The sequence below is a fragment of the Micromonospora sp. NPDC049047 genome, from assembly GCF_040649135.1.
In the GTDB taxonomy this organism is placed as follows: Bacteria; Actinomycetota; Actinomycetes; order Mycobacteriales; family Micromonosporaceae; genus Micromonospora.
In genome coordinates this window covers 224,157-246,984 of record NZ_JBEZEY010000004.1, presented here as the reverse complement: position 1 = coordinate 246,984, position 22,828 = coordinate 224,157, and the positions used below count along the sequence as shown (strand labels likewise).

Genomic DNA, 22,828 nt, shown 5'->3' with positions numbered 1-22,828 from the left:
GTTGCTCGCCCAACAACGGCAGACCGCCATCCTCGATCTGATCCGCCAACGTGGCGGCGTGCGGGTGAGTCAGCTCGTCAGCCGGTTCGGCGTGTCCGACATGACGATCCGCCGCGACCTGGAGGTGCTTGCCGAGCGCGGCCTGGTGGACAAGGTGCACGGCGGCGCGACGCTCGCCGGGCCGGGTTCGGCAGAGGAGCCCGGCTTCGCCGCCAAGTCGATCCGGCAGCAGGCGGAGAAACGGGCCATCGCCGAGCGGGCGGCCAGCATGGTGGAGCCGGGGATGGCCATCGCCCTCTCCGCCGGCACCACCACCGCCGGGCTTGCCACCCTGCTCTCCGACGTACGCGGGCTGACAGTGGTCACCAACTCGATCCCGGTGGCCGACGCGCTCTACCAGAACCCGCGCGCCGACCAGACTGTCGTGTTGACCGGCGGCATCCGTACCCCGTCGGACGCCCTGACCGGGCCGGTGGCCGAGGCGGCGATCAGCGCCCTCAACGTCGACCTGCTCTTCCTCGGCGTGCACGGGCTCAGCCCGCGTACCGGTTTCACCACGCCCAACCTGTTGGAGGCCGGAGTCAACAGGTGTCTGATCGGTGCCGCCCGCCGGCTCGTGGTGCTCGCCGACCACACCAAGTGGGAGACCATCGGCATCGCCACCATCGCCCCGTTGGAGGCCGCCGACGTCCTGATCACCGACGCCGGTCTGCCCACCGAGGCCCGCACCACGATCGGCGAACAGGTCGGCGAGCTGGTCGTCGTGGAGGTCGGCTAGGGGCGGGTGCTGCCGGGTGTGTCGTCAAAGGATCCTGATGTCGGATGAAGGAGCGCTGGGGTCCTCTCTACTGCAATCGTGGTGATTCTTTGAGGACACCACTTACGGTGTCCGGTTGGGTGACGGGGACGAGTGTGAGCAGGGCGGCACGGCGAACGGTCACGACGGTGAGGCCGATGGTGGCGCTGACGGCAGCAACGGCGAGTGCCCAGTGAATACCGGCGTGCTGCATGGCCAGACCGGCGAGTGCCGAGCCCAGTGCGACGCCGCCGGCGTTGGCGCTGACCAGCCAGGTGTATGCCTCGGTGAGGGTGCCGGCTGGAGCGAGGTCATCGAGCAGGAGATAGGCCGTGATCATGGTGGGTGCGTAGGCAAGTCCGACGAGCACGAGTAACCCGCCGAGTTGTTCGACCGATCCTGCTGCCGGCAGGGGAGCGACCATAGCCGCGAAAATGCCGGTCAGCCACAGGTAACGGCGGCCAGGGCTGGTCTTCCATCTCGGGGCGCCATAGCACAGTCCGCTCAACATGCTGCCGGCCGACATGATCGCGAGCAGCACGCCGCCAGCCGAGGGCGTGCCCTGGTTCTGGGCGAGAGCGGGTACGGCGACGTTGAGGACCCCGATCACGGCTCCCGTGGAGGCGAGCGTGCATATCAGCAGCCGCATCCCCGGCGCGCTCAAACTTCCCAGCACGCTCGTGCGCTGGCCCGTCCGCCCGCCGGTGGAGCGGGAAGCGGGAGCGGTGACAAAGGCAGCGGTCCCGGCCACAGCCGCGACTCCGGACAGGCCGAGCACCGCAGCGGGTGACGTGACCAATAGCAACAGCGAAGCGGCCAGCGGGCCAGCCACGGAAATCAGGTCCTCAAGAAGTGCCTGCAGTGCGTAGGCAACCGGCAGGTCGTCGTCCGCATCGACGACCACGGGCCACAGCGCCCGCATGGATCCGCCGAGCGTGGAATTCGTCGCACCCATCAGGGCGGCGAGCAGAAACAATACCGGCGCGCCCTGTCGGGTCAGCGCGGCGGAGACAAACCCTGCAAGCGCGCCGGTCTGCAACACGGCGAGGCCGACCAGAACGCGTGACTGTCCCCATCGATCGACGGCCCGCCCGCGAAACGGTGCGCTTGCGGTGGTTCCGATCATCAGCGCTGCCAGAGCCGTCCCGGCTATCGCGTAGGAACCCTGCTGCTGATGAACGAGGAGCACGATGGCTAAAGGACGCATGCCGTTCGGCAGCCGACCGACAACCATGGCTGACACCAAGCGCGGCACTTGACGAGCCTGCAAAACCCGGCGGTAGCGCCCCAAGGCCTTCACGCGGCACCAACTGACGTCATCACGAACCTCCCTGAAGGCACTCAAAAGTGACCTCAGGGCTTTTATCCCGTCAGTTGCGACGCCGGAGTATCCGACGCTGGCACCGCTCGGTCACTGACCTCCCACGCGCCAGCACGGGTGAGAGCGGAACCCTAGGTGCAACATCAACACGCTATCAGGAGCCCAGCCTAGGGATCATCGCCGGGCAGGCAGGCTCCGGCGTGGTCGGCCTGGCGTACGCAACGGCCATGAGGCGGTCGCAGAACACCCAATGCCGTACGTCCTGCGTATCCTCGGCCGAGACGGTGGTGCCGCCGACGTCGACCTGCGGCATCGAGGCCAGCACGCGAGCAAGCGTCCGGGCCAGGTCCAGGGCCCCAGCCAGGTCGTCGACCACCACCGGCAGATGAATGCCAGCTCCGTATCCCGACGTGGCCCACGCCGAAACCCTCGGCGGTCGCCTGTTACTCGAGTCGGGCAGAGCTCTTCGGTACGTCCGCGCGTACGATCGCCTGAGGGAGGCCGCACTCAGCGTGAGCGAGTCGGCGAAGCTGATAACAGCACTCGCGGAGGAGCTGTCATGAGCGAGTCCATGCCTAACGTGGCCTGGCACGTCAGCACCAGAAGCCCGGACAATGGCGGCAATTGCGTCGAGGCGGGGCCGGTGCTGGATGGGTCTGGTCGGGTGGCGGTACGCGACAGCAAGGACCGCGCGGCGGCCACACTCGTCTACGGCGCCGCCGGGTGGACCGCGTTCGTCGCCGGGGTGAAGGACGGCGCCTTCGCCCGCACCCAACCCTGATCGACTCGGCTTTCTGGAAACCGGGGTGTCCCGGTCAACCGGGACACCGCGGTTTCCAGGAACCCGAGGTGATCACGGCTAAAACGGCTCAGCCGTCGACCATCTGGTGTGGCACCATCCGGCGGTGGAGTCCCACGAGGTGGCGGAGTTGTTCGACCGGGCGGTGCAGCAGCTGCGTGGCGTCGTCGAGTCGGGCGACTCCGACGACGGCTCCGACCTGCTTCGCCGCGCCGCCGACTCGGGTGCAGAGGCCGTCGGGCTGGCTGTCGGCAGACTCTCGGATCCCGACCGTGTGGTTCGCGCGGCGGCCTGCGACCTGCTCGGCGCGGCGAGCAGTCTGAACATGGAGGTGCGCGAAGAGGTCGCTACCGCTCTGATCCGGTTGGCGGCGCACGAGTCCGACCCCGAGGTGCACTGGTCGATCGCACGCGCCCTCGGCGACACCTTCGACGCCCGAGCCCTGCCGACCCTGGTGGCCCTCGCGGCGAGCCCGGACTCTGACGTGCGTTTTCAGGTCGCGGTGGCGGTGCCGGCGGTGCTCGACGACCCACCGGAGGCGGCCGGCGAGGCGGTGTTGATCGACCTGTGCACCGATGTCGAACCCGAGGTTCGGGAGTGGGCCACCTTCGGCCTGGGCTGGGTGAGCACCGCGGACGGGAACGCCGTCCGACAGGCGCTGTGGGACCGTACCCAGGACACCCACCCGGCGGTACGCGAGGAAGGCGTGCGGGGATTGGCACGACGGCGGGATCCCCGGGCCCTTCCCCTGGTACGCGACTTGCTCGCTCAGGACGGGGTCCACCCGTTCACCCTCAAGGCCGCCGCGTACCTTGCCGACCCGACGCTGTCGGCACTGCTGGAGGGCTTCGATCCGAGCGTGGAAGCGGTCGCCGAGGCGGTGCGCGAGTGTGACAGGGCGTGGCGTTCCCAGCGCGACGAGTCGGCGTGGCAGCTCCTGAACACCGTGCACAAGCTCCGCCCCGACTTGCGGATCGCGATTTTCGGGGAGCGGTGCGACCTGGGCCTGTACCTCGACATCACCGACGGCGCCGACATCTCCGGCCACTGGTTCCTGGACGGACTACTCAACCGGGGCGGCAACGATCCCGTCCGGGCGGCCGAGCTGGCGATCGAGGATCTGACCCGCTGATCGACTCGGATTCAGCGAAGTCGCGGTGTCCTGGCGAACGGGACACCGCGACTTTCAGGAGCCCGAGTTGATCAAAAGGTGCTGCCGGACTCCTGGCGCTTCACAGCCATCTCACAGGGGTGCTCGATAGGGTGCCGGTCGAGTCAACGTCCGACTCCAGCCTGGAGCGGTCGGCGTCGCACAGGAGTTCCGATGGTCTTCAAGAAGATGTTGAGCGCGTTCGGTGTGGGCGGTCCCAGTGTGGACACTGTGCTGACCAACCCCAACACCCGGCCCGGCCTGACCCTCGACGGGCAGGTCAACCTCGTCGGTGGCGACGCTGAGGCAGCCATCGAGCAGGTGGTGATCGGTCTGGTGACCCGGGTGGAGGTCGAGGGGCACGACGCCGAATACTCGGGCACCCTCGAGTTTCACCGGATGGCGGTCAGCGGCGCGTTGCAGCTCGCCCCGAAGCAGCAGCTCTCGATCCCGTTCCAGCTGCCGATCCCGTGGGAGACCCCGATCACCGACGTGTACGGGCAGCGCCTGCACGGCATGACGATGGGCCTGCGCACCGAGCTCGCGGTCGCCCGCGCGGTCGACAAGAGCGACCTGGACCAGGTGGCGGTGCACCCGTTGCCGGTGCACGAGCGGATCCTGGAGGCGTTCCAGCGGCTCGGTTTCCGGTTCAAGCACGCCGACCTGGAGCGCGGTCACATCCGGGGCGTGCAGCAGACGCTGCCGTTCTACCAGGAGATCGAGTTCTTCGCCGCTCCGCAGTACGCGAGCACGATCAACGAGGTCGAGCTGACCTTCGTGACCAGCCAGCGCGGCGTCGAGGTGGTCCTGGAGTGCGACAAGCGCGGCGGCTTCCTCAGCGCAGGGCACGACGCGTTCGGCCGCTTCCAGGTGGCGCACACCGACGTCGACCGCGTCGACTGGGCGCAGGTCGTCGACGGTTGGCTGCGCGAGACGACGTCCCGCTACGGCAGCCTCCGCTCCCAGTACGGCCACGGTTACGGCCCGGGCCACGGGCACGGCCACGGCCGGGGCGGCATGGGTGTCGGCGGCATGGTGGCCGGCGCGGCGCTCGGTGTCGCCGGCGGCATGATCGCCGGCGAGATGATCGAGGACGCCTTCGAGGGCGACTTCGGCGACTTCGGCGGCGACGAGTAGCTCACCGTCCACAAACGACCACAGTGGCCTCCGGGAGAGTCTCCCGGAGGCCACTGTGAGCTGCTGGCCGGTCAGTGCCGGGCCTTGCGCTCGTCGCCGCTGCGCCAGGCGCTGCCGGCCTTGGCCAGGCCCCGGCTACCGAGGTAGCCAAGCGTCAGCAGGGTGATCAGGAACCAGGCGTTGTCGGCCCGGAAGATGTCCACCCCAGCCGAGTTCTGCCCGACGACCTGCGACGCGCCCAGTACGGCAGCCACCGCGATCAGGTAGATCCAAAACTCGGTGGTCTTGAACGCCTGCTTGGTTTCCGTACCAGGTGCCTGCATGTCGTTGCGACGCCCGTCGTGCATAACCGGCATCTGCTGCGTCGACGTGTTCTGCATCGACGCCGGATTCTGCGGGTCGTTCATGGGCCGGTTCATCGGCCGGGTGGAAGCAGCCTGCGTGCTCATCTGGTCCTCCTCAGGATGCGATGAGTCGTACCTGCATTCCCTCGCCCCGCTACCGCGTTTCGGCCACGGCACGGTTCGCTTTCGTGGCGGGGACAACCCCCGACTACCCGAGGGCCGGGAGCAGGTAACACCGATCGCCGGCCGGAAAAATCCGGCCGGCGACCAGCGTGTCAGCAGGTCAGCGCAGGCCGTTGCGGATGGCCACGCGCACCAACAACTCCGGGTCGTCGGTGATGAGGCCGTCGACACCGAGGTCGATGACCCGCTGCATCACCGTGGCGTCGTCGACGGTGTACGGGATCACCTTCAGGCCGTCCCGGGTCTGCAGGGTGCGCACGTCCGGTCCGTGGAAGTATGCCGGGTTCTCCCGCAGGTACCAGTCGGCCGAGGCGACGGTGCCCTGCTTCGGGTCGTGCACCTGCCAGTTGGCCGACACAGTGCCGGCACCGGCGGCCCGGGTCAGCTTGCCCAGGTCCTGGTACTTCCACCAGTCCAGCCCACCGGTCCACGGGCTCTGCACCGACGGGTTGCCGTACGCCGCCTGCAACGAGCACTCGTCGGCGAGGGTGACGCACTCGGCGGGGCCGTACTGCCAGACCAGCGCGACGGTGCCGATGCGCTTGTCGAGTTGGCGGGCGTAGGTGATGGTGCGCCAGTCGAACGACTGGATGGTGGCCCGGTTGGTGAAGCCGGCGCGCTGGATGGCGTCGACAAGCTTGCGGGTGAAGCTGCGGTACGGCTCGGTGTCGTCCACCACCGGGCTGATCTTCGTCTCGATGTTCATCCCGATGTCACTGCGACCGCTCGCCTTCACCAGGGCGAAGACCTCGTCCAGGGTCGGGATCCGGGCACCCGGCGCGGGCACCTGCGCGGGCAGTTCGGGAAGCGTCTTCGTGCCGCAGTCGACGGTCTTGAGCTGCGCCAGGGTCAACTGGTGCACCTGCTTGCCCACGTACGGGAACATCCGGTCGCCGGGGCGTACCGGCTTGGTGTCGACGCAGTGCGACCCGTTGACGGTGCGGTCGTGCAGCACCACGAGCCTGCCGTCGGCGGTCACCCCGGTGTCCAGCTCAAGCGTGGAGATGGCCCGGTTGGACAACGCGTTCGCGAACGCCGGCAGGGTGTTCTCCGGCCGGGTGGCCCGACCACCCCGGTGTGCCTGGATGTCGAACGGCGAGGCGTAGGCCTTGGGCAGCCGGTAGCCGCGCTGCGCCAGGAGACCGCGCAACCGGTCCGGGTAGTCGGTGATCATGCCGTCCACGCCGTCGTCGATGAGCTTGGCCATTGTCGGCAGGTCGTCGACGGTCCACGGGATCACCTTGATCCCGTAACGGTGCGCCTCGGCGACCATCTCCCTGGTGACGTACGGCTGGTAGCCGGGGTCGGTGACGGTGCCGTTCTGCGGCATGCCGTGCACGGGGGAGAAGGCGCTGGCGCCGAAGCTGCGGATCGCCCTGATCGGGTCGCCGCCGAAGTCGTCGATGTCCAGCCCGCCCAGCCACGGCGAGGCGCCCGGCTGCCCGGTCTGCAGGAAGTCGTAGTTGGTCAGGGCGACAAGCGGCAGCTTCGGCTCGACCTGGCGCATGCGCATCAGCGCGCCCCAGTCGAAACTCTGGATGGTGACCTGCCTGAGCAGCCCGGCGGCGCGGATCTCGGCCGCGGTGACCCGGACGAACTGCTCACGGGGTGCGGTCTCGGTCGGCGCGCCGGCCTCCACCTTGGTCTCGACGTTGAGCGTCACGTCCTTCGCCCGGTAGCGGTTCACCAGCGCGAAGACCTCACGTAGCAGCGGCATCCGGGCGCCCGGCGCGGCGACCTGTCCCGGCTTGTCGGCGAGCGTCTTCGAGCCGCAGTCCAGTGTGCGCACCTGGGCCACGGTGAGCGTGTTGAGGTACTTCCCGACGTACGGGAACTCCGGGTCGCCGGCAGTCACCGGCGCGGTGTCGGTGCACTTGGCGCCACTGATCTTCCGGTCGTGGGTGACGACGGCCTGACCGTCCTCGGTGATCTGCACGTCCAGTTCGAGGGTGGTCACCCCGAGTTGGAGGGCGTTGCCGAAGGACGCGAGGGTGTTCTCCACCCGCAACCCGAGGCCGCCGCGGTGGGCCTGCACGTCGAATGTCCGGTCCGGTCGCGGCTTCGCCTGGGCGGGCACCGCGAGCCCGGTCGTCACCGTCGCGGCCACCAGGGCCGCGACGGCGGTACGGCGTACTGTGCGCACGCTGTCATCCCCTCTGCCGGTGGGCATCTCCCACCGGTCGCCGGACAGCATGGACACCTCGGGCGGCGGGCAGGCGGCCAGTGGGCGGCGCGACGGTGAACCGCCGTGGACGACCTCCCGGGTTTGGTCGGCCGGTGGTCGGGCACGCAGTCAGTTCCACAGCTTCTGCGAGGTGATGATCGTGCGTGAGGACGACATGCGGCAGGATGCCGCCCGCCAGGCCGAGGAGCGGATCGCCGGAGGCGTGTACGGCAAGGGTGCCGTCGAAGAGGTGACGCTGCCCCGCACCGACGTGGAGAGCCAGATCCAGCGCGACGATCCACTCGACCCAGCGAACGAGCCGATCGATCCGCAGGTGTTGCGCGACGGTGGCCCCGTCGGTGGGCAGGGTGCGGTGACCACCACCGGCGGCACCGCCGGACCGGCGAGCGTGCGCCGGGTGGCCCGCCAGCCCGAGCGACACCCGGGCAAGGTGGCCCCGACGACGACCGGGGACGCCACCACCGGCGGCCTGAGCACCCCGATGGGCGGCGGCACCAGCGACCAGTCCACGTCCGCGACCGCCCCGGCTAAGTCCATCAAGGACAGATCCACCGACTGACCCCACCCACGTTTGACGGCGTGGTCATGAGGTTGACGTGGCTGTGGGAAGAGCACAGTCCACGTCAACCTCATGATCGACCGGTGGGTCAGCGTGCGGGGCGGAGGATGCCCAGGCGTTGGGTGGCGCGGGTCAGGGCGACGTACAGGTCGCTGCGGCCGCGCGGCGACTCGGCGACCATCCGGTCCGGGTCGACGACAAGCACCGAGTCGAACTCCAACCCCTTGGCCTGGGCGACGGTCAGCACCACCACCCGGCTCTCCAGCTCCGGGTGCTCGCCCACGGCTGCCTCCGGCAGGGCGGCGGTGAGCGCCGCGCCCAACTCGCCGACCCGTCCGGTCGGCACGAGCACGCCGAGTCGGCCCTCGGCCATCCGGGCCACCTCGCGGGTGGCCGCCGCGACGAGTTCCGGCGCCAACCGCTCGTCCGGCACCGTCCGATCCCACGGGGGTACGCCGCTCTCCCGCACCGAGCGCGGTGGCCGCAGCGCCGGGTCGATCTCCGCGAGGACGTCGGCGGCGACCGCCATGATCTCGGCCGGGGTGCGGTAGCTGACAGTCAACTCGGTAAGCCGCCACCGCTGCGCCACGTACGGGGCGAGGGCGTCCGCCCACGAGGCCGTGCCGCTGAGCGCGCCGGTCTGCGCGACGTCGCCGACGATCGTCATCGACCGGCTCGGGCAGCGGCGCATCAGCAGCCGCCACGCCATCGGCGACAGCTCCTGCGCCTCGTCCACGATGACGTGACCGAACGCCCAGGTCCGGTCGGCGGCGGCCCGCTGCGCGGTGGTCAACCGGTCGGCCTCCTCCTGCCGTTCCAGCAGCCGATCCGCGTCGATCAGGTCGGTCACGCCGAGGATCTCGCCGCCCTCGGCCTCGTCCTCGACGTCGATCGAGCGGGATCCCCGGGCGATCTCCAGCACACCCTCGGCGTACTCCCGTTCCATCATCCGGATGCGGTCCCGGCGGGCGGCAGCGGCCCGCTCGTCCTCGCCGAGCAGCTCGGCGGCCTCGTCGAGCAGCGGCACGTCGGCCGGCGTCCAGCCACCGGGCTCGCGGCGCAGCAGCGCCCGCTCGTCGTCGGTGAGCATCGGCGCGGCGGCGGCGATCCGGTCCGGGTCGGCATACAGGTCGGCGAGCAGGCGTTGCGGGGTGAGCACCGGCCACAGCCGGTCGAGGGCGGCCTGAACCTCCGACTCCTCGCGCAACTCACGGCGGATCTCGGCCCGGTCGGCCTCGTCGAGCAGGTTGTCCCCGCCCAGCGGGTCGGCGCCGATCCGCTCGGCCACCTGCTCGGCGAGCGCGTGCACGATCTCCATCTCGAACAGCCCGCGGGCCAGGTTGTGCGGCCGGTCGACCCGGCGCACCCGGTCCCGGGCGGTGCGCACGATCTCCGGGTCGAGGCTCAGCGCCTCCCGCTCGACCTCGATCTCCAGCGGTTCGTCCGGCACCCACTGCCGGTCCCGGACGGCAAGCGCCAGTACCTCCGCCAACACCGCCCGGCCCTTGAGCGCCGCGGTCTCGGCCGGTTCGGTCCGTTGGGCGCTCACCCCGGGAAAAAGATCACCCTGGGTACGCAGCAGCACGCCGGTCTCGGCAAGCGTCGGCAGCACCTGGGAGATGTAGCGCAGGAACGTCGCGTTCGGGCCAACCAGCAGCACGCCCCGGCTGGAGAGTTCGCGGCGGTGCGTGTAGAGCAGGTACGCCGCCCGGTGCAGCGCGACGGCGGTCTTGCCGGTGCCGGGGCCGCCCTGGACCACCATGACGCCCGGCAGTTCGGCGCGGATGACCTCGTCCTGTTCGGCCTGGATGGTCTCGACGATGTCGCGCATCCGGCCGGTCCGGCCCGCGTTGAGCGCCGCGAGCAGCGACGCCTCACCGGTCAGCTCCTCGTGGCCACCGGGGGCGGCGGCATCGATGTCAAGAACCTCGTCGTTGAGCCCGGTCACCTTGCGCTGGCGGGTACGCAGGTGCCGGCGGCGGCGTACGCCCTGCGGGTTGGCGGCGGTGGCGAGATAGAAGGCGCGGGCGGCGGGGGCCCGCCAGTCCATCAGCAGCGGGTCGTAGTCGCCGGAGGTGTCGAAAATGCCGATCCTGCCGATGTAGTGGCGGGAGTCGTCGTCACCGTCGAGCCGGCCGAAGCAGAGTCCGTTCTCCACCGCGGAGAACTGCTCGACCTGATCGGCGTACATCGCCACGGAGCTGTCGCGCTGCGAGCGGTCCTGGAGGGTGCCACCGGTGTTGCGCAGCTCGGCGGTGAGCCGGTGGGCGGCCTGCTCACGCAGCCCGTCCAGGCGGTCGTAGAGCATCGAGACGTACTCCTGCTCGCGACCGATCTCGTCGTCGAGCGGCAATTCGCCGGAACCGCCGGAGTGCCTTGACAAGCCATCTCCCTAAAGATTAGAATCCTTTGCAGGAACGGCTTTTAGCCGTTCTTTTTTGTGTCCTCGAACTGTTGAAGATAGCGGGTTCCGCCGGTTCTCACCAAGCCCGGCGGGTCGGCGCCGGTGATCGCGAGGTGGCTTCTGATGATCCTGCGCCCAGGGCAACGCGTGGTGTTCATCGGCGACAGCATCACCGATTGTGGTCGGCGCGACATCGCCGCGCCCTACGGCTCCGGTTACGTGAGCCTGGTGCGTGCGTTTGTCGAGGCCCGGCACCCCGAGCTGGAGCTGACCTGGGTCAACCGGGGTGTGGGCGGCGACACGGTACGGGACCTGGCCGCCCGCTGGGACGACGACGCCATCGCCGAGCGGCCCGACTGGCTCGCGGTGCTGATCGGCATCAACGACATCTGGCGGCGCTACGGCGATCGGCCGGCGGAGGCCGTCGGCATCGAGGAGTACGAGCGCACCCTGCGCGACCTGCTGCGTCGGGCGGTCGACGCCACCGGCTGCCGGCTGATCCTCGGTGACCCGTTTCTCATCGAGGCGGACCGTGGCGTCCCGCAACGCGCCGACACCGACCGGTACGCGGCGGTGGTGGCGGGGTTGGCCGCCGAGTTCGACGCGGTGCACGTGCCCAACCAGGCGGCGTTCGACAGGGTGCTCACGGTCAGCCCGTCGAGCCGCTGGGCCGATGACCGCGTGCACCCGCACCTGCCCGGCCACGCGGTGCTCGCCGACGCCTACCTCAGCGCCCTCGGTGCGCAGTGAGCAGGGCTTAGGTCGCGCAGTGAGCCAGGCCTCGGTCGGGCACTGATCGGCTCGATCGGGCGGTGAGCCGGGCCTCGGTCGGGTACGACGACGCGCCGGGGCGACCGGTGGGTCGACCCGGCGCGAGGTGGGTGGATCAGCCGCGCGCGGCCTGGTAGAGCCGCTCGGGGGTGACCGCCCCGGCGAGGACCCGTCCGTCGTCGGTGAGCAGGACACTGAACAGCTTGCTGGTGAGCAACCGGCCGCTGCCCCAGTCGCCACTGACCGCCGTCAGCCCGCCGAGCAGCTTGGACACGTCTGCGTCCGGCACGCCGGCCCCCGGGGCGCCCGACCTGCCACCGACCGCCCCGTCGAGGCGGGCGACAAGCACTGTCGTCCAGCCGGTGCCCACCGCGCGTACCTGCGGATCGCCGGCCGCCTCGACGTGGCCGGGCCGACCCGCGGCCGGCCGGTCAGCCTTCTCCTCGGTGACGGTCACGCCGGGCGGCGGGTTGAAGGCGAACTGGTCGGCTTCGGGCCGGCGGTAGTCGATCTGGGTGAAGGCCATCTCGAACGCCGGCTGGTCACTGCCCTTCGCGAGCACCTCGAAGCGCAGCGGCACGTGCTGCTTGGCGTCGATGGCGATCCGCAGCTGGTGCACCAGGGAACCCGTGTCGCGCGGCTGGAGCACCAGCTCGTACGCGTCCTGACCGGCGACTGTCGCCGAGCGGCCGACGCTCACCTCGGTGCTCGGGTCGATCGCGGCCAACGCCAGGTCGGCGGCCTGCTGCGGAGTGGCCGGCAGACTCGGCCGCGCGTCGGGCGCGGCACCTGCCGAGTCGGTGTCGCCGAGGGTGCGGTGGCGGGCGGTGTTGGTCCGGCTCTCCCAGGTCCACACGTCCCGGCCGTTGCGGATCACGTCCTGCTCGCCGAGGGTGTCCAGCAGCGCGACCCGCTGCCGCTCCGGTCCGGAGTACCAGACCCGCAGGGTGTGCGTGCCGGTCACCATGCTGGTCAGCTCATTGCCGGGGAGCAGCCCGGCCAGCGGCGGCAGGCCGAGGTCGGCGCGCTGCACGACGGTCCCGGAGACCCCCTCCAGCCGGGAGGTCTGCAGGTCGACAAGGAGCTGGGCGGCGGTACGCGGCGGCAGGCTGGGCTCGGCCTCGGCGGCGAACGTGCCGACCGCCGCTCCACCGCCGATGACGGCGACGGCAGCGGTGGCCGGGACCAGCCAACGAAGGACGGGACGGCTTCTCAGGACGGACATGGTGGCACCTCCTACCACCATCCTCCTCCCTCGGCGCTGAGAACGTGCTGAGGACGCCGGGCGCCGATTGTTGAATCCGGGTGGCACCCTTGAGCGGTGCGGTTGCTGGTGGTGGAGGACGAGGCCCGGTTGGCGGCTGCGTTGCAACGCGGCCTGCGGGCGGAGGGGTTCGCGGTGGACGTGGCGCGGACCGGGCCGGCCGGCCTGGACGCGGCCCGGCACGGCGGGTACGACGCGATGATCCTCGACGTGATGCTGCCCGGCCTCTCCGGCTACGAGTTGGTCCGCACGCTGCGGGCGGAGCAGCACTGGTTGCCGGTGCTGATGCTCTCCGCCAAGGACGGCGAGTACGACCAGGCCGACGGCCTCGACTGCGGCGCGGACGACTATCTGACCAAACCCTTCTCGTACGTGGTGTTGCTGGCCCGGCTGCGGGCGCTGCTGCGCCGCGGGGCACCGGAACGCCCGGCGGTGCTCGCGGTCGGTGACCTGCGACTGGACCCGGCCCGCCGGCGGGTGACCCGGGCGGACACCGAGGTGACGCTCACCGCCCGGGAGTTCGCGCTGTTGAACTATCTGATGCGTCGGCCCGGCCAGGTGATCTCCAAGATCGAGCTGTTGGACCACGTCTGGAACGCGAGCCTGGAAACCGCCCCGAACATCGTCGAGGTGTACGTCGGCTACCTGCGCCGCAAGCTCGGCCGGGACCGGCTGGAGACGGTCCGGGGCGCCGGTTACCGGCTCGCGACGTGAGCACTGACGGGCCGGTGTGGGCCCGTCGCGGGTGGCAGGGCCGGCTGCCGGTGCTGGGGCTGCGCGGGCGGCTGATGGCGATCGGAGTGTTCGGCCTCACCATCGGGCTGGCCCTGGGCGGGGTGGTGCTGCTCGGCGCGCTCCGCTTCGTACTCCAGCGAAACGTCGACACCGAGGCCTTCCGGACCGCCGACGCGGTCGCCCTGCTCGCCGCCGAGGACGTGCTGCCCGACCCGTTGCCGGTGGCCGGCGGGCAGGTCCGCGTCCAGGTCGTCGACGGGCAGGGGCGGATCAGGGCCGCCTCGATCGACGCCGACCGGCTCGTCCCGATGGTCCGCCCGGAGCGGCTGCGCCAGGACCAGCGGCAACGGCTTGACGTGCCGGCGGAGCGGGTCGGGCTCACCGGCCCGGTCCAGGTGGTGACGGTGCCCGCCGGCACGGCGACCGACCCGCTCACAGTGCTTGTCGCCCGGTCGATGGCCGACGTGCGGCAGAGCACCCACGTGGTCCGGGTCATCCTGCTGGTGGCCTTCCCACTGCTGGTGGCCGTGTTGGCCGGCGTGGCGTGGCGGGTGGTGGGCGCGACGTTGCGGCCCGTCGAGGCGTTACGTCGGGGCGCCGAGGAGATCACCGGACGGGCCGGTACCGGCCGGCTGCCGGTGCCCGCGTCGGCCGACGAGATCCACCGGTTGGCGGTCACCCTCAACGGCATGCTGGACCGGCTGGAGTCCGGCCGGGTGCGCCAACGGGCGTTCGTCTCCGACGCCGCGCACGAGCTGCGCAGCCCGTTGACGAACATCCGGACCGAGCTGGAGGTGGCGCAGCGCCTCGCGGACCGGACGGACTGGACGGCGGTGACCGCCAACCTGCTTGCCGACACCGACCGGCTGAGCCGCCTGGTCGATGATCTCCTGCTGCTGGCCCGCCTGGACGAGGCCGCACCGGCCCGGGGGACCGGCCCGGTGGAGCTGGGCGCGCTGCTGACCGACGTCGCCGCCCGCTACCCGGCGTCGCCGGTGCGGGTGGCCCTGCCGCCGGGACCGCTGTGGACGAGCGGCACTGCCGACGAACTGCGACGGGTGCTCACCAACCTGGTCGACAACGCGGTCCGGCACGCACGCGCCGATGTGCTCCTCGCCGCCGAGGCGACCTCGACGGCGCGGCGCACGGCCGGGTCTGCCGTCGGGGCGTACCACCTGGTGACGGTGACCGACGACGGCCCGGGGATTCCGGCGGCGGACCGGGAGCGGGTGTTCGACAGGTTCACCCGGCTGGACGACGGCCGGGCCCGCGACGAGGGCGGCGCCGGCCTGGGGCTGGCCATCGTTCGGGAGTTGGTGCGACGCGCCGGTGGCAGCATCACCCTCAGCGACGCGCCGCACGAGCCCGGGTTGCGGGTGTGCCTGCTGCTGCCGGCGGTGCCGGCCCCGACTGTTGACGCGCGGTGATGGTGGCGGCACCCGCCCACCGACCGCGGAGCCTCCGCTTTGCGTCAGCAGACGGCACAGTCACGCGGCCTGATCCACGCGGGCTTCCGCGGGCCGACCGACGCGGCGGGCCGGTCAGCGGCGGCGGGTGCAGACCTGCTCGGAGTTGGCGACGGTGTCGGTCGACCAGACCACGGCGACGGTGAAGCAGTAGTCGTTCGTGCGGTTGAGCGCGTAGATGACGTAGCTGGTGGTGCCGGCGGGCAGGGTCGCGAAGACGTTGCGATCCTGCCCGCTACGGCCGCCCGCGATGACCACCGGACCCTCGCTGCCGGCCGGGTAGGTCCAGTTGAGCGAGATGCTGTCCCGGGTGTCGCGTAGGGTCACCGCGCCGGGCGGACTCCCGGGCGGGACCCCGGTGTCGGCCGGTGTGGGCGCGGCACCGCCCGAGCTTGGCGCGGTGGCGACCGGCGGGCTGGGGGTGGGGGAGCCGCTCGCCGGCGGCGGGGTCGGTTTGTCGTCGCCGTCGACCCGGGCCACCCCGGCGATCACCGCCGCCGCGCCGAGCAGCACCACGACCACGCCGGCCACCAGCACCGGCACCAGCCGGTTGCGCTGGGCCGCCGGTGCCCGGTGCACGGGGACCGGCAGCAGACGCGACGGCGTGTACGGCTCAACCGGCGGATATGCGTCGGACGGCGGGTATGCGTCGGACGGCGGGTATGCGTCGGACGGCGGGTATGCGTCGGACGGCGGGTATGCCTCGGACGGCTGGTACGGGTCGGCCGGCGTGGCGGGGCGGTGCAGCCGGTACACCCCGGGCTGCTCCTCGGTGCCGCCGGCCAGCCCGATCACCGATGGGGGCACCGGTGTGTCGGTGCCGGGGGACGGCGGCTCCTGCGCCGACTCGGGCGGCCACCTGGTGCCCGTCGACCCGACCGGTTCGTCGGCCGGCGTGCGCGGATTCGGCACCGTGCCGCCGGCCGTCGATCCGGCCGGATGGGCAGCCGGGGCCGGCGGCTGGTGGTCGTCCTCGGTCGGGTGGTCGTCGTGCGGTGGGACGCGGGCGGCCGGCACCACAGGTGTGTCCTGTGCGGTGGGCGGGTTGTCGGCGCAGGCGTGGCCGGGATTGGCCGCCGCCCGGGCCAGGGCCGCCACCTGCGCGGCAAGCGGATCCCCGGCGGGAAGGTGCTGTCGGCACAGCTCACGGGCCAGCGCCAGGTTGTCGTGCGCCTCGGTGAACTGCCCGCAGTCGCGCTGCATCGACCCGAGCCGCGCCAGCATCTTGATGCCGCTGGGATGCCCGTCGCCGTAGACCTCCCTGTGCAACTCCCAGGCGTCCTGGAGTCGGTCCCGGGCGACAGTGCACTGGCCCCGGGCGTACTCGACGGTGGCCAGGTCGGCGTGCGCGGCGAGCACCCGCAGCGACTCGGGGCCGTCCTGTGCGGTCAGCTCGATGATGACTTCCTGGTAGAGCCGAGCGGCCCGGGAGTGGCTGCCGACCCGGTGCAGCACCGCGGCCAGGGTCGCCGCGGCGGCCACCGTGCGCGGGTCGGACCGGCCGTGCAGTCGGGTGGTGGCCGCGTACGCGTAGGCGGCCCAGCCACGGGCGGAGTGCGGTTCACCGAGGGCGACCAACACCCGCGCCTGGAGGCTGGCCGCGTCGGCCAACTCCGCTGTGGCGTTTGCCGGTCGGGGGTCGGCGTCGGTGAGCGCGTCGGCGAGCAGTTGCTGCGCACCGGCCAGATCGCCGGCCGACACGAGGTGGTGCGCCTGGTCAGTCAGTTCACCGAAGCCGGAAGACACGCCCCATCGTGCTCATTCGGCGACGGTAAGTACAAGACCCGCGCCGGTGTCGATTGGTCAGGATCTCCTCAGGTGGTCGGCCAGGGTTTCGCTGATTCGGCGCAACTGGTCGACCTGAGCGGGGCTCAACGCGTCGAACAGATGCCGGCGTACCCCCTCGACATGGCCGGGCGCGGCGGCCGCGAGGGTGGCGAAACCCTCGTCGGTGAGCAGCGCGATCTGCCCACGCCGGTCGGTGGGGCAGTCCTCGCGACGCACCCATCCGGCCGCCTCCAGCCGGGCCACCGCGTGGGAGAGTCGGCTGCGTGACGACCCCGCGGCCTCGGCCAGGTCGCTCATCCGCAGGCGGCGCCCGGGGGCCTCGGAGAGCCGGACCAGGATCTCGTAGTACGCGTGTGGCATGCCCGCGTCGCGTTGCAGCTCGCGGTCGAGCGTGTCCATCAACGCTCGGGAGGCGGTGAGGTACGCGCGCCACGTGCGTTGTTCGTCGGAGTCCAGCCAGCGGGTCATGACCCCCATCATAGCCCAAATAGTTGAACGTTCAACAAAAACGCGCTAACCTCGGGTCATGGGTATCCATCGGCTCAACCACGCGGTCCTCTACGTCAGTGACCTCGCCCGCAGCGTCGCGTTCTACCGGGACGTGCTCGGCTTCCGGGCGGTGGCGATGACCCCGGACGGCTTCCGGGGCGCCACCTTCCTCCAGGCTCCCGACTCCACTAACGACCACGACCTCGGCCTGTTCGAGATCGGTGCCGGTGCCGGGCGCTCGACCGCCGGCCGGACCACCGTCGGCCTCTACCACCTCGCCTGGGAGGTGGACACCCTCGACGAGTTGGCCGTCACCGCCGAGCGGCTCGCCGCCGCCGGGGCTCTGGGCGGCACCTCCGACCACGGCACCACCAAGAGCCTCTACGGGCGGGACCCCGACGGTCTGGAGTTCGAGATCGTCTGGCTGGTCCCCGCCGACCTGCTCGACGACGCCGCGCTGACCGCCCGCAAGCAGATCGGTCGGCTCGACCTGGACGCCGAGCGGCGGCGCTACGGCGGTCAGACCCGGGGCGGGGTGGGGATCTCGGTGCCGGTCTGAGCAGGTCGTACGGTACAACGGACCGATGCCGACCGACCGGACGAACGATTTTCTCCGCGCCCTGCTGGTCCGCCAGCTGACCACCTGGTTGCCCACCGCCCTGCACCGCTCCCGGCGGGCGACAGTGGCGCTCGCCGGCACCGACGCGGGCACCGCGGTGGCCGCGCTGCAGTTGGTCGCCGCGCACGCCGACCAGCTGCGCGGCCGGCAGGTGACGGTGCTGGTGCTGGCCGACGACGCGCCCGACCTGCCGGTCCGCCTCGGCCCGGTCGAGGCGGAGCTGCCCGCCGAGGTCACCGTGCACCTGTTGCCCGGCACCCCGGACCGGCTGCCGGTCGCCGCGAAGGCGGCCGGCGCGGCCGGCTCACCGCTGTTCTCCTTCGTGGCCCTGCCCGGTGCGGCGAGCCGGGAGTTGCTGAGCGCCGCCGCCAACGGACGCACCGGGGAGGTGCTGCTGCATGCCGGCGCCAGCACCCGTGACGCGCTCGTCGCGGTCGGCTTTCCCCTGGTGGCCGAGCTGACACCGGTGCTGCCCGACGACGAGGCAATCGGCGTGATCGCGTTCGGCAGTCGCTCGGACCGGAGTCTGGAGGCGGTCCGCGACGCGCTCTGGGCGGTCGGGGCGGACCTCGGCGTACGCTACCGCGACGCGAGCGGCGCGACAGTCGAGGTGACAGGCGATCCCGACCTCGAACCGCTGGCAGGCGAGCTGTTGGCGGAGCTGCGCCGGGTTGGGCCCCGACCGGTCACCGAGCTGCGTCGGCACACCCTCACCACGACCGTCTACCGGGCCGCCGACGCCAATCGCGCGCTTGCCGACCTGCTCGACGCGGGCGAGGTGCGACGTGACCGCGAGGCCGGCAGGCTCGCCGGCGACGAGGTCATCACGCCGACCCGCTGAGCACGCCAAACGTCGCGCTGCGGACCCGCAGACGCCGAGCGGGGTGCCGGTGAATCACCGGCACCCCGCTCGACTCCCGGGAGGCTACGACCGGGACTTGTCCTGCTTCCAGGACAGCGGACCCGGCAGGTCGACCCGGTGCGCCCGAGCCCTGGAGTTCCAGGACCAGCGCCCGATCTTGATGCTCCACGAGGAGAATCCGTTCTCGGTGAAGTTCAGGATGATCGGACCGTACTTCTTGCGCTTGCGAAACATGAGGCCCATCGGAGGACTCCCCTCGTCACCGTTTCCCTGCCGTGTCGAGATCGAACATGCCCGGACCGGCAACTTTTGAAACCATCTCGGTGTCCGTCCTGGACAGTGCCGGCCGCGCGCCCCAATCTCTACTCAGCAGATAGGTGTTGCCGCGCGGTATACGCTGCTGAAGATGCTTCGTAACATCGGCGGCGATGCAAGTCTCATCTTCTGGAAGGCCATTGACCACCTGATCCCGGTCCCGGCAACATGAGGTCATGTCGCAGCGCGATGAGCTTCACCTCACCGCTCGTGTGCACATCGACCTGGTCCGGCACGCGAGCGCGCTCTGTTGAGCTGACCGGTCCATCCGGCTCGACTCCAACACCGCACCCCCACCGCCCGCCCGCTCAACGCGGAGCAGCGTGCCTTCGCGCCCTCACCCGGGCGTCCCCGTTCCCGTCGTGGACAGATCAGGAGACTCCGCATGCCTCGCACCCCGCACCTCGACGCGATCCTGATGGGTGTCGGCCACCACGAGGCCGCCTGGCGACACCCCCGGCACCGCCTCCAGGCTGCCCTGTTCCGCACCGAGCACACCTGCCGTACGCTGCGCGAGCACGACGGTCTATCCCGACCGGTCAGCGCGTACGCCGCGTCGACACTGGTGTCGGCATGACCACAGTGGAGCGTCCCGTGAAGGACACACTGCAGCCGGTGGACCGGGACCTGTTCCGTGCGCTGCTGCGTCGGCAGGCCACCAGCGTCACAGTGGTCACCGCAGTTGCCCGCGCCACCGACCCCGCCTGCCTGGGCGGGATCGGCGCACCGATCCGGGCGGGGTTCACCGCCACCTCGTTCACGTCGGTGTCGCTGGATCCTCCGCTCGTCTCGTTCTGCCTCGGAGTGACCTCGTCGAGCTGGCCGGTCCTCGCCCGCGCGGAGCACGTCGCTGTGCACCTGCTGACCGCCGGGCAGCAGGAAGCCGCAACGGTCTTCGCGACGAGCGGCATCGACCGGTTCGCCGCGTACCCGTACTGGACTTCCGGACCGTTCGGGGTGCCGTTGCTGACGGGTGTGCTGGCCCGGCTGCTCTGCCGGGTGGCGCACCGGGTGCCGGCCGGCGACCACACGCTGGTGATCGCCGAGCCGCTCGCCCTCGGCGACGGCGGCGACGGCGCGCCCCTGGTACACCACCGGGGCGGCTACACCACGGCGGTCGAGGTGTGAGCGCACCCACCACGCCGCACCTGCTCGCGCTCGACCGGGCCGCCCAGGACCTGCTGTTCCGGGAGGCCCGAACGGCCGACACGTTCACCGACGAGCAGGTCACCGACGCCCAGATCGCGGCGATCCACGAGCTGGTCCGGTACGGGCCGACGGCGTACAACGGCCAGCCGCTGCGAGTGCTGCTGCTGCGCTCGGCGGCAGCCCGGGCGAGGCTGTTGCCGTACCTGTCCAGCGGTAACCGGGCGAAGACGGCAGCCGCCCCGTTGACCGCGGTCCTCGCCGCCGACGTGGACTTCCACCAGCGGCTGCCGGAGCTGTACCCCCACCGGCCGCAGGCCCGGGACTGGCTGGCGGATCGGGCGGCGCGGGTCGAGCAGGCCCGGTTCAACGCGACACTGCAGATCGGTTACTTGATCGTCGGTGTCCGCGCGGCGGGTCTCGCCGCCGGCCCGATGGCGGGCTTCGATGCCGCAGGCGTGCAGCGCGAGTTCTTCCCCGACGGTCGGCACGAGGTGCTGCTCCTACTCAATCTCGGGCACCCGGTCCCGGACGCGCGAGTTGGACGCCTGCCCCGATTGGACACCGGGGAGGTGATCCGCACCCTCGGCTGAGCGGGGAACGGGACCGCCCCCGGTGCTGGCGTGGTGCCGGCACCGGGGGCGGGGTGGTTCGCGGATCAGGCCCCCTTGACCCAGTCGACTGTGAAGCGGGCGAAGAAGATCCCGCCGGTGTTGCCCACCTCGTACAGGTTGCCGACAGTGCCGTCGTTCAGCACGGCCATCGTGGAGTAGCCCGCGCCGCCCGGCTTGACCAGCGCACGGGCGGGCCAGCTGGCACCGTCGTCGGTGGAGAGCCGGACGGTGAGGTCGTTGCGCGCGGCCGGGGCCGCGTTGTTGCTGAACAGGGCGGTGCGGGTGCGCACCGGAGCGCCGTTCGCGCCCACCTCGGACGGGCGCAGGTAGGAGATCTCGTCGGCGTTGCAGAGCGGGTCGGTCAGCAGGGCGCTGGCCGTGGCCGGGCCGAACGTCACAGCGCCGTCCGTGGACGTGGAGTAGAACCGGCTACGGGTGCTGTTGTGCCGCATGTTCTGCACGATGGCCCCGGTGCCGCGCTCGACCGCCTTGCTCTCGTTGATGTTCCCGCCAGCGGGCCCACCGCGTCGCCACGTCACGCCGTTGTCGTCGCTGTAGACGTTGGCGGTCTGGGTGAGACCCGCACCGTCGCGGTAGACGAACGGCTGGATCAAGCGGCCCGTGCTGGTCTGGATGCCGTGCCCGGAGGAGAAGAACGTCTGCTGCCAGCTCGCGACCTTGATCGTCGGGTTCAGCTCGACCGGGGTGCTCCAGGTGGCGCCATTGTCCCGGCTGGTGATGTATTGCAGGTGCAGGCTGTTCGGGTCGTTGGCCGTGTTGAGGCCGGACGAGCCGGACCAGAAGCTGATGCCCGGCCGGGGGGAGTACGTGAAGAAGCAGTAGACGGTGCCGGTCCGGCGGTCCACCAGCAGGCTCGGGTCGCCAGCTCCCTCGCTTGTGGTGGCGGGTGCGTGGATGATGCGCGGCTGGTCGAAGGTACGACCGCCGTCGGTGCTGCGGGTCATGGCGATCTGGATGTTGTTGGTGCCGCCACCGAGGTCGTACGAGCCGTTGATCCGGGCGTCGGCGACGGCGATGACGGTGCCGTTGTTGGTGACGGCCATGCCCGGGATGCGGACCGAGGCGGAGGTGCCGTCGTAGCGGCCGTTGGGGCCGTTGAGGTTGCGGATGACCGACTGCGTGCTGATGACCGTTGTGGCGTTCATCTGCGGGGTGCCGGCGGCGAGGCCGCAGCCGGCGGTGCCCCGCACTGTGGTGTCGAAACCGGGCGCGGTGACCCGCAGGGTGTACGCGGTGCCGGCGCCGACGGTCCAGTAGTGCAGGTAGTTACCCCCGGCGGCGATGCTGCGGGTCCACGGTGACCCGGTGCGACCGGGCCACGTGACGGTGAAGTCCCGGGCGGTGGTGGTGCGGTTCTCCAGGGCGAGCTGGAGCCGGCCGGCGGTGCAGTCGTAACTGGCGAGCGCGGACATGCCGGTGCCGCAGTGGAAGATGCCGGCCGAGGTGTCGTCCAGGCCGGTCGGGGTGGTCGTGCGCAGGGTGTACGCGGTGCCCGGCGGGAGAGTCCAGAACAGCTCGTTGCTGCTGCTGCCGGCTGCGACGGTGCGGGTCCAGGGCGAGTTGGTGCGCCCCGGCCAGGTGACGGTGAAGGTCTGCGCGGTGGTGCTGCCGTTGGTGAGCCGCAGGTTGAGCCGGCCGGTCGTGCAGTCGGCGCTGGCGGTGGCGCTCACGCCCGCGGGGGCGGCGTGAGCGGGCGTGGCGGGCAGGATCGCGGCCACGCCGAGGACGGCGGCCACGACCGCTGTCACTCGGCGCGACAGTGCTCGGACAGGAGACACAGGATTCCTTCCGGGGGACGGGGGTGCGAACGGGGGAAGTAAGGCGTAAGACGTCGGATATCTGATGTCGGGACGCTAACCG

General features: G+C 71.1%; 24 protein-coding genes and 1 pseudogene. 15 read left to right on the top strand and 10 right to left on the bottom strand.

Features of this window, described 5'->3' with window-relative positions; translation table 11 throughout:
* Position 1: 1 nt before the first annotated feature.
* Positions 2-778: a DeoR/GlpR family DNA-binding transcription regulator gene (locus tag AB0B86_RS09250; RefSeq protein ID WP_357413690.1), complete on the top strand. Its 777-nt coding sequence runs from the start codon at positions 2-4 to the stop codon at positions 776-778.
* A gap of 67 nt (positions 779-845) precedes the next feature.
* Here AB0B86_RS09250 and AB0B86_RS09245 read toward each other — a convergent pair whose 3' ends face one another.
* On the bottom strand, positions 846-2,051 hold the full coding sequence (locus AB0B86_RS09245; RefSeq protein WP_357413692.1) for an MFS transporter: 1,206 nt from the start codon (positions 2,049-2,051) through the stop codon (positions 846-848).
* Positions 2,052-2,271: 220 nt separating this feature from the next.
* Positions 2,272-2,508: a hypothetical protein gene (locus tag AB0B86_RS09240; protein ID WP_357413698.1), complete on the bottom strand. Its 237-nt coding sequence runs from the start codon at positions 2,506-2,508 to the stop codon at positions 2,272-2,274.
* Between AB0B86_RS09240 and AB0B86_RS09235 the strand changes: the two are divergent.
* From AB0B86_RS09235 to AB0B86_RS09220, 4 genes and pseudogenes are all read left to right on the top strand, one after another.
* A pseudogene (locus AB0B86_RS09235) lies at positions 2,507-2,680 on the top strand (Scr1 family TA system antitoxin-like transcriptional regulator); the annotation flags it as partial. The gene AB0B86_RS09240 and the pseudogene AB0B86_RS09235 overlap by 2 nt on opposite strands.
* Positions 2,677-2,898 (top strand): DUF397 domain-containing protein, encoded by a 222-nt coding sequence (locus tag AB0B86_RS09230; protein ID WP_357413694.1) that lies wholly within the window; start codon positions 2,677-2,679, stop codon positions 2,896-2,898. The pseudogene AB0B86_RS09235 and the gene AB0B86_RS09230, both read left to right, overlap by 4 nt.
* 124 nt (positions 2,899-3,022) lie before the next feature.
* Positions 3,023-4,048 (top strand): HEAT repeat domain-containing protein, encoded by a 1,026-nt coding sequence (locus AB0B86_RS09225; RefSeq protein WP_357413016.1) that lies wholly within the window; start codon positions 3,023-3,025, stop codon positions 4,046-4,048.
* Between the two features lie 192 nt (positions 4,049-4,240).
* Positions 4,241-5,203: a sporulation protein gene (locus tag AB0B86_RS09220; protein WP_357413019.1), complete on the top strand. Its 963-nt coding sequence runs from the start codon at positions 4,241-4,243 to the stop codon at positions 5,201-5,203.
* Positions 5,204-5,274: 71 nt separating this feature from the next.
* On the opposite strand, the gene AB0B86_RS09215 is transcribed toward AB0B86_RS09220, so the two are convergent.
* Together AB0B86_RS09215 and AB0B86_RS09210 are read right to left on the bottom strand one after the other, a co-directional pair.
* Positions 5,275-5,652, bottom strand: coding sequence for a hypothetical protein (locus AB0B86_RS09215; protein WP_357413021.1), 378 nt, complete (start codon positions 5,650-5,652; stop codon positions 5,275-5,277).
* Between the two features lie 178 nt (positions 5,653-5,830).
* A complete protein-coding gene (locus AB0B86_RS09210; RefSeq protein WP_357413023.1) occupies positions 5,831-7,873 on the bottom strand; it encodes a glycerophosphodiester phosphodiesterase family protein in 2,043 nt (680 codons plus the stop codon).
* 181 nt (positions 7,874-8,054) lie between these two features.
* Between AB0B86_RS09210 and AB0B86_RS09205 the strand changes: the two genes are divergently transcribed.
* Positions 8,055-8,474, top strand: a complete 420-nt coding sequence (locus tag AB0B86_RS09205) for a hypothetical protein (protein ID WP_357413068.1) — start codon at positions 8,055-8,057, stop codon at positions 8,472-8,474.
* A gap of 88 nt (positions 8,475-8,562) precedes the next feature.
* Here the strand turns inward: AB0B86_RS09205 and AB0B86_RS09200 are convergent, their stop codons facing one another.
* On the bottom strand, positions 8,563-10,857 hold the full coding sequence (locus tag AB0B86_RS09200; RefSeq protein ID WP_357417089.1) for an ATP-binding domain-containing protein: 2,295 nt from the start codon (positions 10,855-10,857) through the stop codon (positions 8,563-8,565).
* Between the two features lie 144 nt (positions 10,858-11,001).
* Here AB0B86_RS09200 and AB0B86_RS09195 point away from each other — a divergent pair, with 144 nt between their 5' ends.
* Positions 11,002-11,628: an SGNH/GDSL hydrolase family protein gene (locus AB0B86_RS09195; protein ID WP_357413027.1), complete on the top strand. Its 627-nt coding sequence runs from the start codon at positions 11,002-11,004 to the stop codon at positions 11,626-11,628.
* Positions 11,629-11,764: 136 nt separating this feature from the next.
* On the opposite strand, the gene AB0B86_RS09190 is transcribed toward AB0B86_RS09195, so the two are convergent.
* On the bottom strand, positions 11,765-12,874 hold the full coding sequence (locus AB0B86_RS09190) for a sigma-E factor regulatory protein RseB domain-containing protein (protein ID WP_357413029.1): 1,110 nt from the start codon (positions 12,872-12,874) through the stop codon (positions 11,765-11,767).
* Between the two features lie 96 nt (positions 12,875-12,970).
* Between AB0B86_RS09190 and AB0B86_RS09185 the strand changes: the two genes are divergently transcribed.
* Complete coding sequence (locus AB0B86_RS09185) at positions 12,971-13,627, top strand: response regulator transcription factor (RefSeq protein WP_357413031.1); 657 nt, start codon at positions 12,971-12,973, stop codon at positions 13,625-13,627.
* A gap of 74 nt (positions 13,628-13,701) precedes the next feature.
* Positions 13,702-15,075, top strand: a complete 1,374-nt coding sequence (locus tag AB0B86_RS09180; RefSeq protein WP_357413070.1) for an ATP-binding protein — start codon at positions 13,702-13,704, stop codon at positions 15,073-15,075.
* A 114-nt stretch (positions 15,076-15,189) separates the two neighbouring features.
* Here AB0B86_RS09180 and AB0B86_RS09175 read toward each other — a convergent pair whose 3' ends face one another.
* Positions 15,190-16,860 carry a tetratricopeptide repeat protein gene (locus AB0B86_RS09175; RefSeq protein WP_357413033.1) on the bottom strand — a complete coding sequence of 557 codons (1,671 nt, stop codon included), beginning with the start codon at positions 16,858-16,860 and terminating at the stop codon, positions 15,190-15,192.
* A 57-nt stretch (positions 16,861-16,917) separates the two neighbouring features.
* Complete coding sequence (locus AB0B86_RS09170; RefSeq protein WP_357413072.1) at positions 16,918-17,379, bottom strand: MarR family transcriptional regulator; 462 nt, start codon at positions 17,377-17,379, stop codon at positions 16,918-16,920.
* A gap of 49 nt (positions 17,380-17,428) precedes the next feature.
* Between AB0B86_RS09170 and AB0B86_RS09165 the strand changes: the two genes are divergently transcribed.
* Entirely contained in the window at positions 17,429-17,950 is a 522-nt protein-coding gene (locus tag AB0B86_RS09165; RefSeq protein WP_357413035.1) for a VOC family protein, read from the top strand.
* A gap of 25 nt (positions 17,951-17,975) precedes the next feature.
* Entirely contained in the window at positions 17,976-18,851 is an 876-nt protein-coding gene (locus AB0B86_RS09160) for a hypothetical protein (protein WP_357413037.1), read from the top strand.
* An 84-nt stretch (positions 18,852-18,935) separates the two neighbouring features.
* On the opposite strand, the gene AB0B86_RS09155 is transcribed toward AB0B86_RS09160, so the two are convergent.
* Complete coding sequence (locus AB0B86_RS09155) at positions 18,936-19,115, bottom strand: DUF4236 domain-containing protein (RefSeq protein WP_124770697.1); 180 nt, start codon at positions 19,113-19,115, stop codon at positions 18,936-18,938.
* Positions 19,116-19,363: 248 nt separating this feature from the next.
* Here AB0B86_RS09155 and AB0B86_RS09150 point away from each other — a divergent pair, with 248 nt between their 5' ends.
* The 4 genes from AB0B86_RS09150 (at position 19,364) to AB0B86_RS09135 (ending at position 20,926) form a co-directional block, all read left to right on the top strand.
* Positions 19,364-19,441, top strand: a complete 78-nt coding sequence (locus AB0B86_RS09150) for a putative leader peptide (protein WP_357413074.1) — start codon at positions 19,364-19,366, stop codon at positions 19,439-19,441.
* Between the two features lie 131 nt (positions 19,442-19,572).
* Positions 19,573-19,764 (top strand): hypothetical protein, encoded by a 192-nt coding sequence (locus AB0B86_RS09145; RefSeq protein WP_357413039.1) that lies wholly within the window; start codon positions 19,573-19,575, stop codon positions 19,762-19,764.
* Positions 19,761-20,315 (top strand): flavin reductase family protein, encoded by a 555-nt coding sequence (locus AB0B86_RS09140; RefSeq protein ID WP_357413041.1) that lies wholly within the window; start codon positions 19,761-19,763, stop codon positions 20,313-20,315. Before AB0B86_RS09145 ends, AB0B86_RS09140 begins: the two co-directional genes overlap by 4 nt.
* A complete protein-coding gene (locus tag AB0B86_RS09135; protein ID WP_357413043.1) occupies positions 20,312-20,926 on the top strand; it encodes a malonic semialdehyde reductase in 615 nt (204 codons plus the stop codon). Before AB0B86_RS09140 ends, AB0B86_RS09135 begins: the two co-directional genes overlap by 4 nt.
* A gap of 65 nt (positions 20,927-20,991) precedes the next feature.
* On the opposite strand, the gene AB0B86_RS09130 is transcribed toward AB0B86_RS09135, so the two are convergent.
* Positions 20,992-22,716, bottom strand: coding sequence for an exo-alpha-sialidase (locus tag AB0B86_RS09130; protein WP_357417084.1), 1,725 nt, complete (start codon positions 22,714-22,716; stop codon positions 20,992-20,994).
* Positions 22,717-22,828 lie beyond the last annotated feature (112 nt).

Coding starts and splice junctions, on each gene's coding strand:
- AB0B86_RS09230 (WP_357413694.1), top strand. CDS start 2,677: ATGAGCGAGTCCATGCCTAACGTGGCCTGGCACGTCAGCACCAGAAGC.
- AB0B86_RS09220 (WP_357413019.1), top strand. CDS start 4,241: ATGGTCTTCAAGAAGATGTTGAGCGCGTTCGGTGTGGGCGGTCCCAGT.
- AB0B86_RS09215 (WP_357413021.1), bottom strand. CDS start 5,652: ATGAGCACGCAGGCTGCTTCCACCCGGCCGATGAACCGGCCCATGAAC.
- AB0B86_RS09195 (WP_357413027.1), top strand. CDS start 11,002: ATGATCCTGCGCCCAGGGCAACGCGTGGTGTTCATCGGCGACAGCATC.
- AB0B86_RS09190 (WP_357413029.1), bottom strand. CDS start 12,874: ATGTCCGTCCTGAGAAGCCGTCCCGTCCTTCGTTGGCTGGTCCCGGCC.
- AB0B86_RS09180 (WP_357413070.1), top strand. CDS start 13,702: ATGGCGATCGGAGTGTTCGGCCTCACCATCGGGCTGGCCCTGGGCGGG.
- AB0B86_RS09170 (WP_357413072.1), bottom strand. CDS start 17,379: ATGGGGGTCATGACCCGCTGGCTGGACTCCGACGAACAACGCACGTGG.
- AB0B86_RS09165 (WP_357413035.1), top strand. CDS start 17,429: ATGGGTATCCATCGGCTCAACCACGCGGTCCTCTACGTCAGTGACCTC.
- AB0B86_RS09160 (WP_357413037.1), top strand. CDS start 17,976: ATGCCGACCGACCGGACGAACGATTTTCTCCGCGCCCTGCTGGTCCGC.
- AB0B86_RS09155 (WP_124770697.1), bottom strand. CDS start 19,115: ATGGGCCTCATGTTTCGCAAGCGCAAGAAGTACGGTCCGATCATCCTG.
- AB0B86_RS09150 (WP_357413074.1), top strand. CDS start 19,364: ATGTCGCAGCGCGATGAGCTTCACCTCACCGCTCGTGTGCACATCGAC.
- AB0B86_RS09145 (WP_357413039.1), top strand. CDS start 19,573: ATGCCTCGCACCCCGCACCTCGACGCGATCCTGATGGGTGTCGGCCAC.
- AB0B86_RS09140 (WP_357413041.1), top strand. CDS start 19,761: ATGACCACAGTGGAGCGTCCCGTGAAGGACACACTGCAGCCGGTGGAC.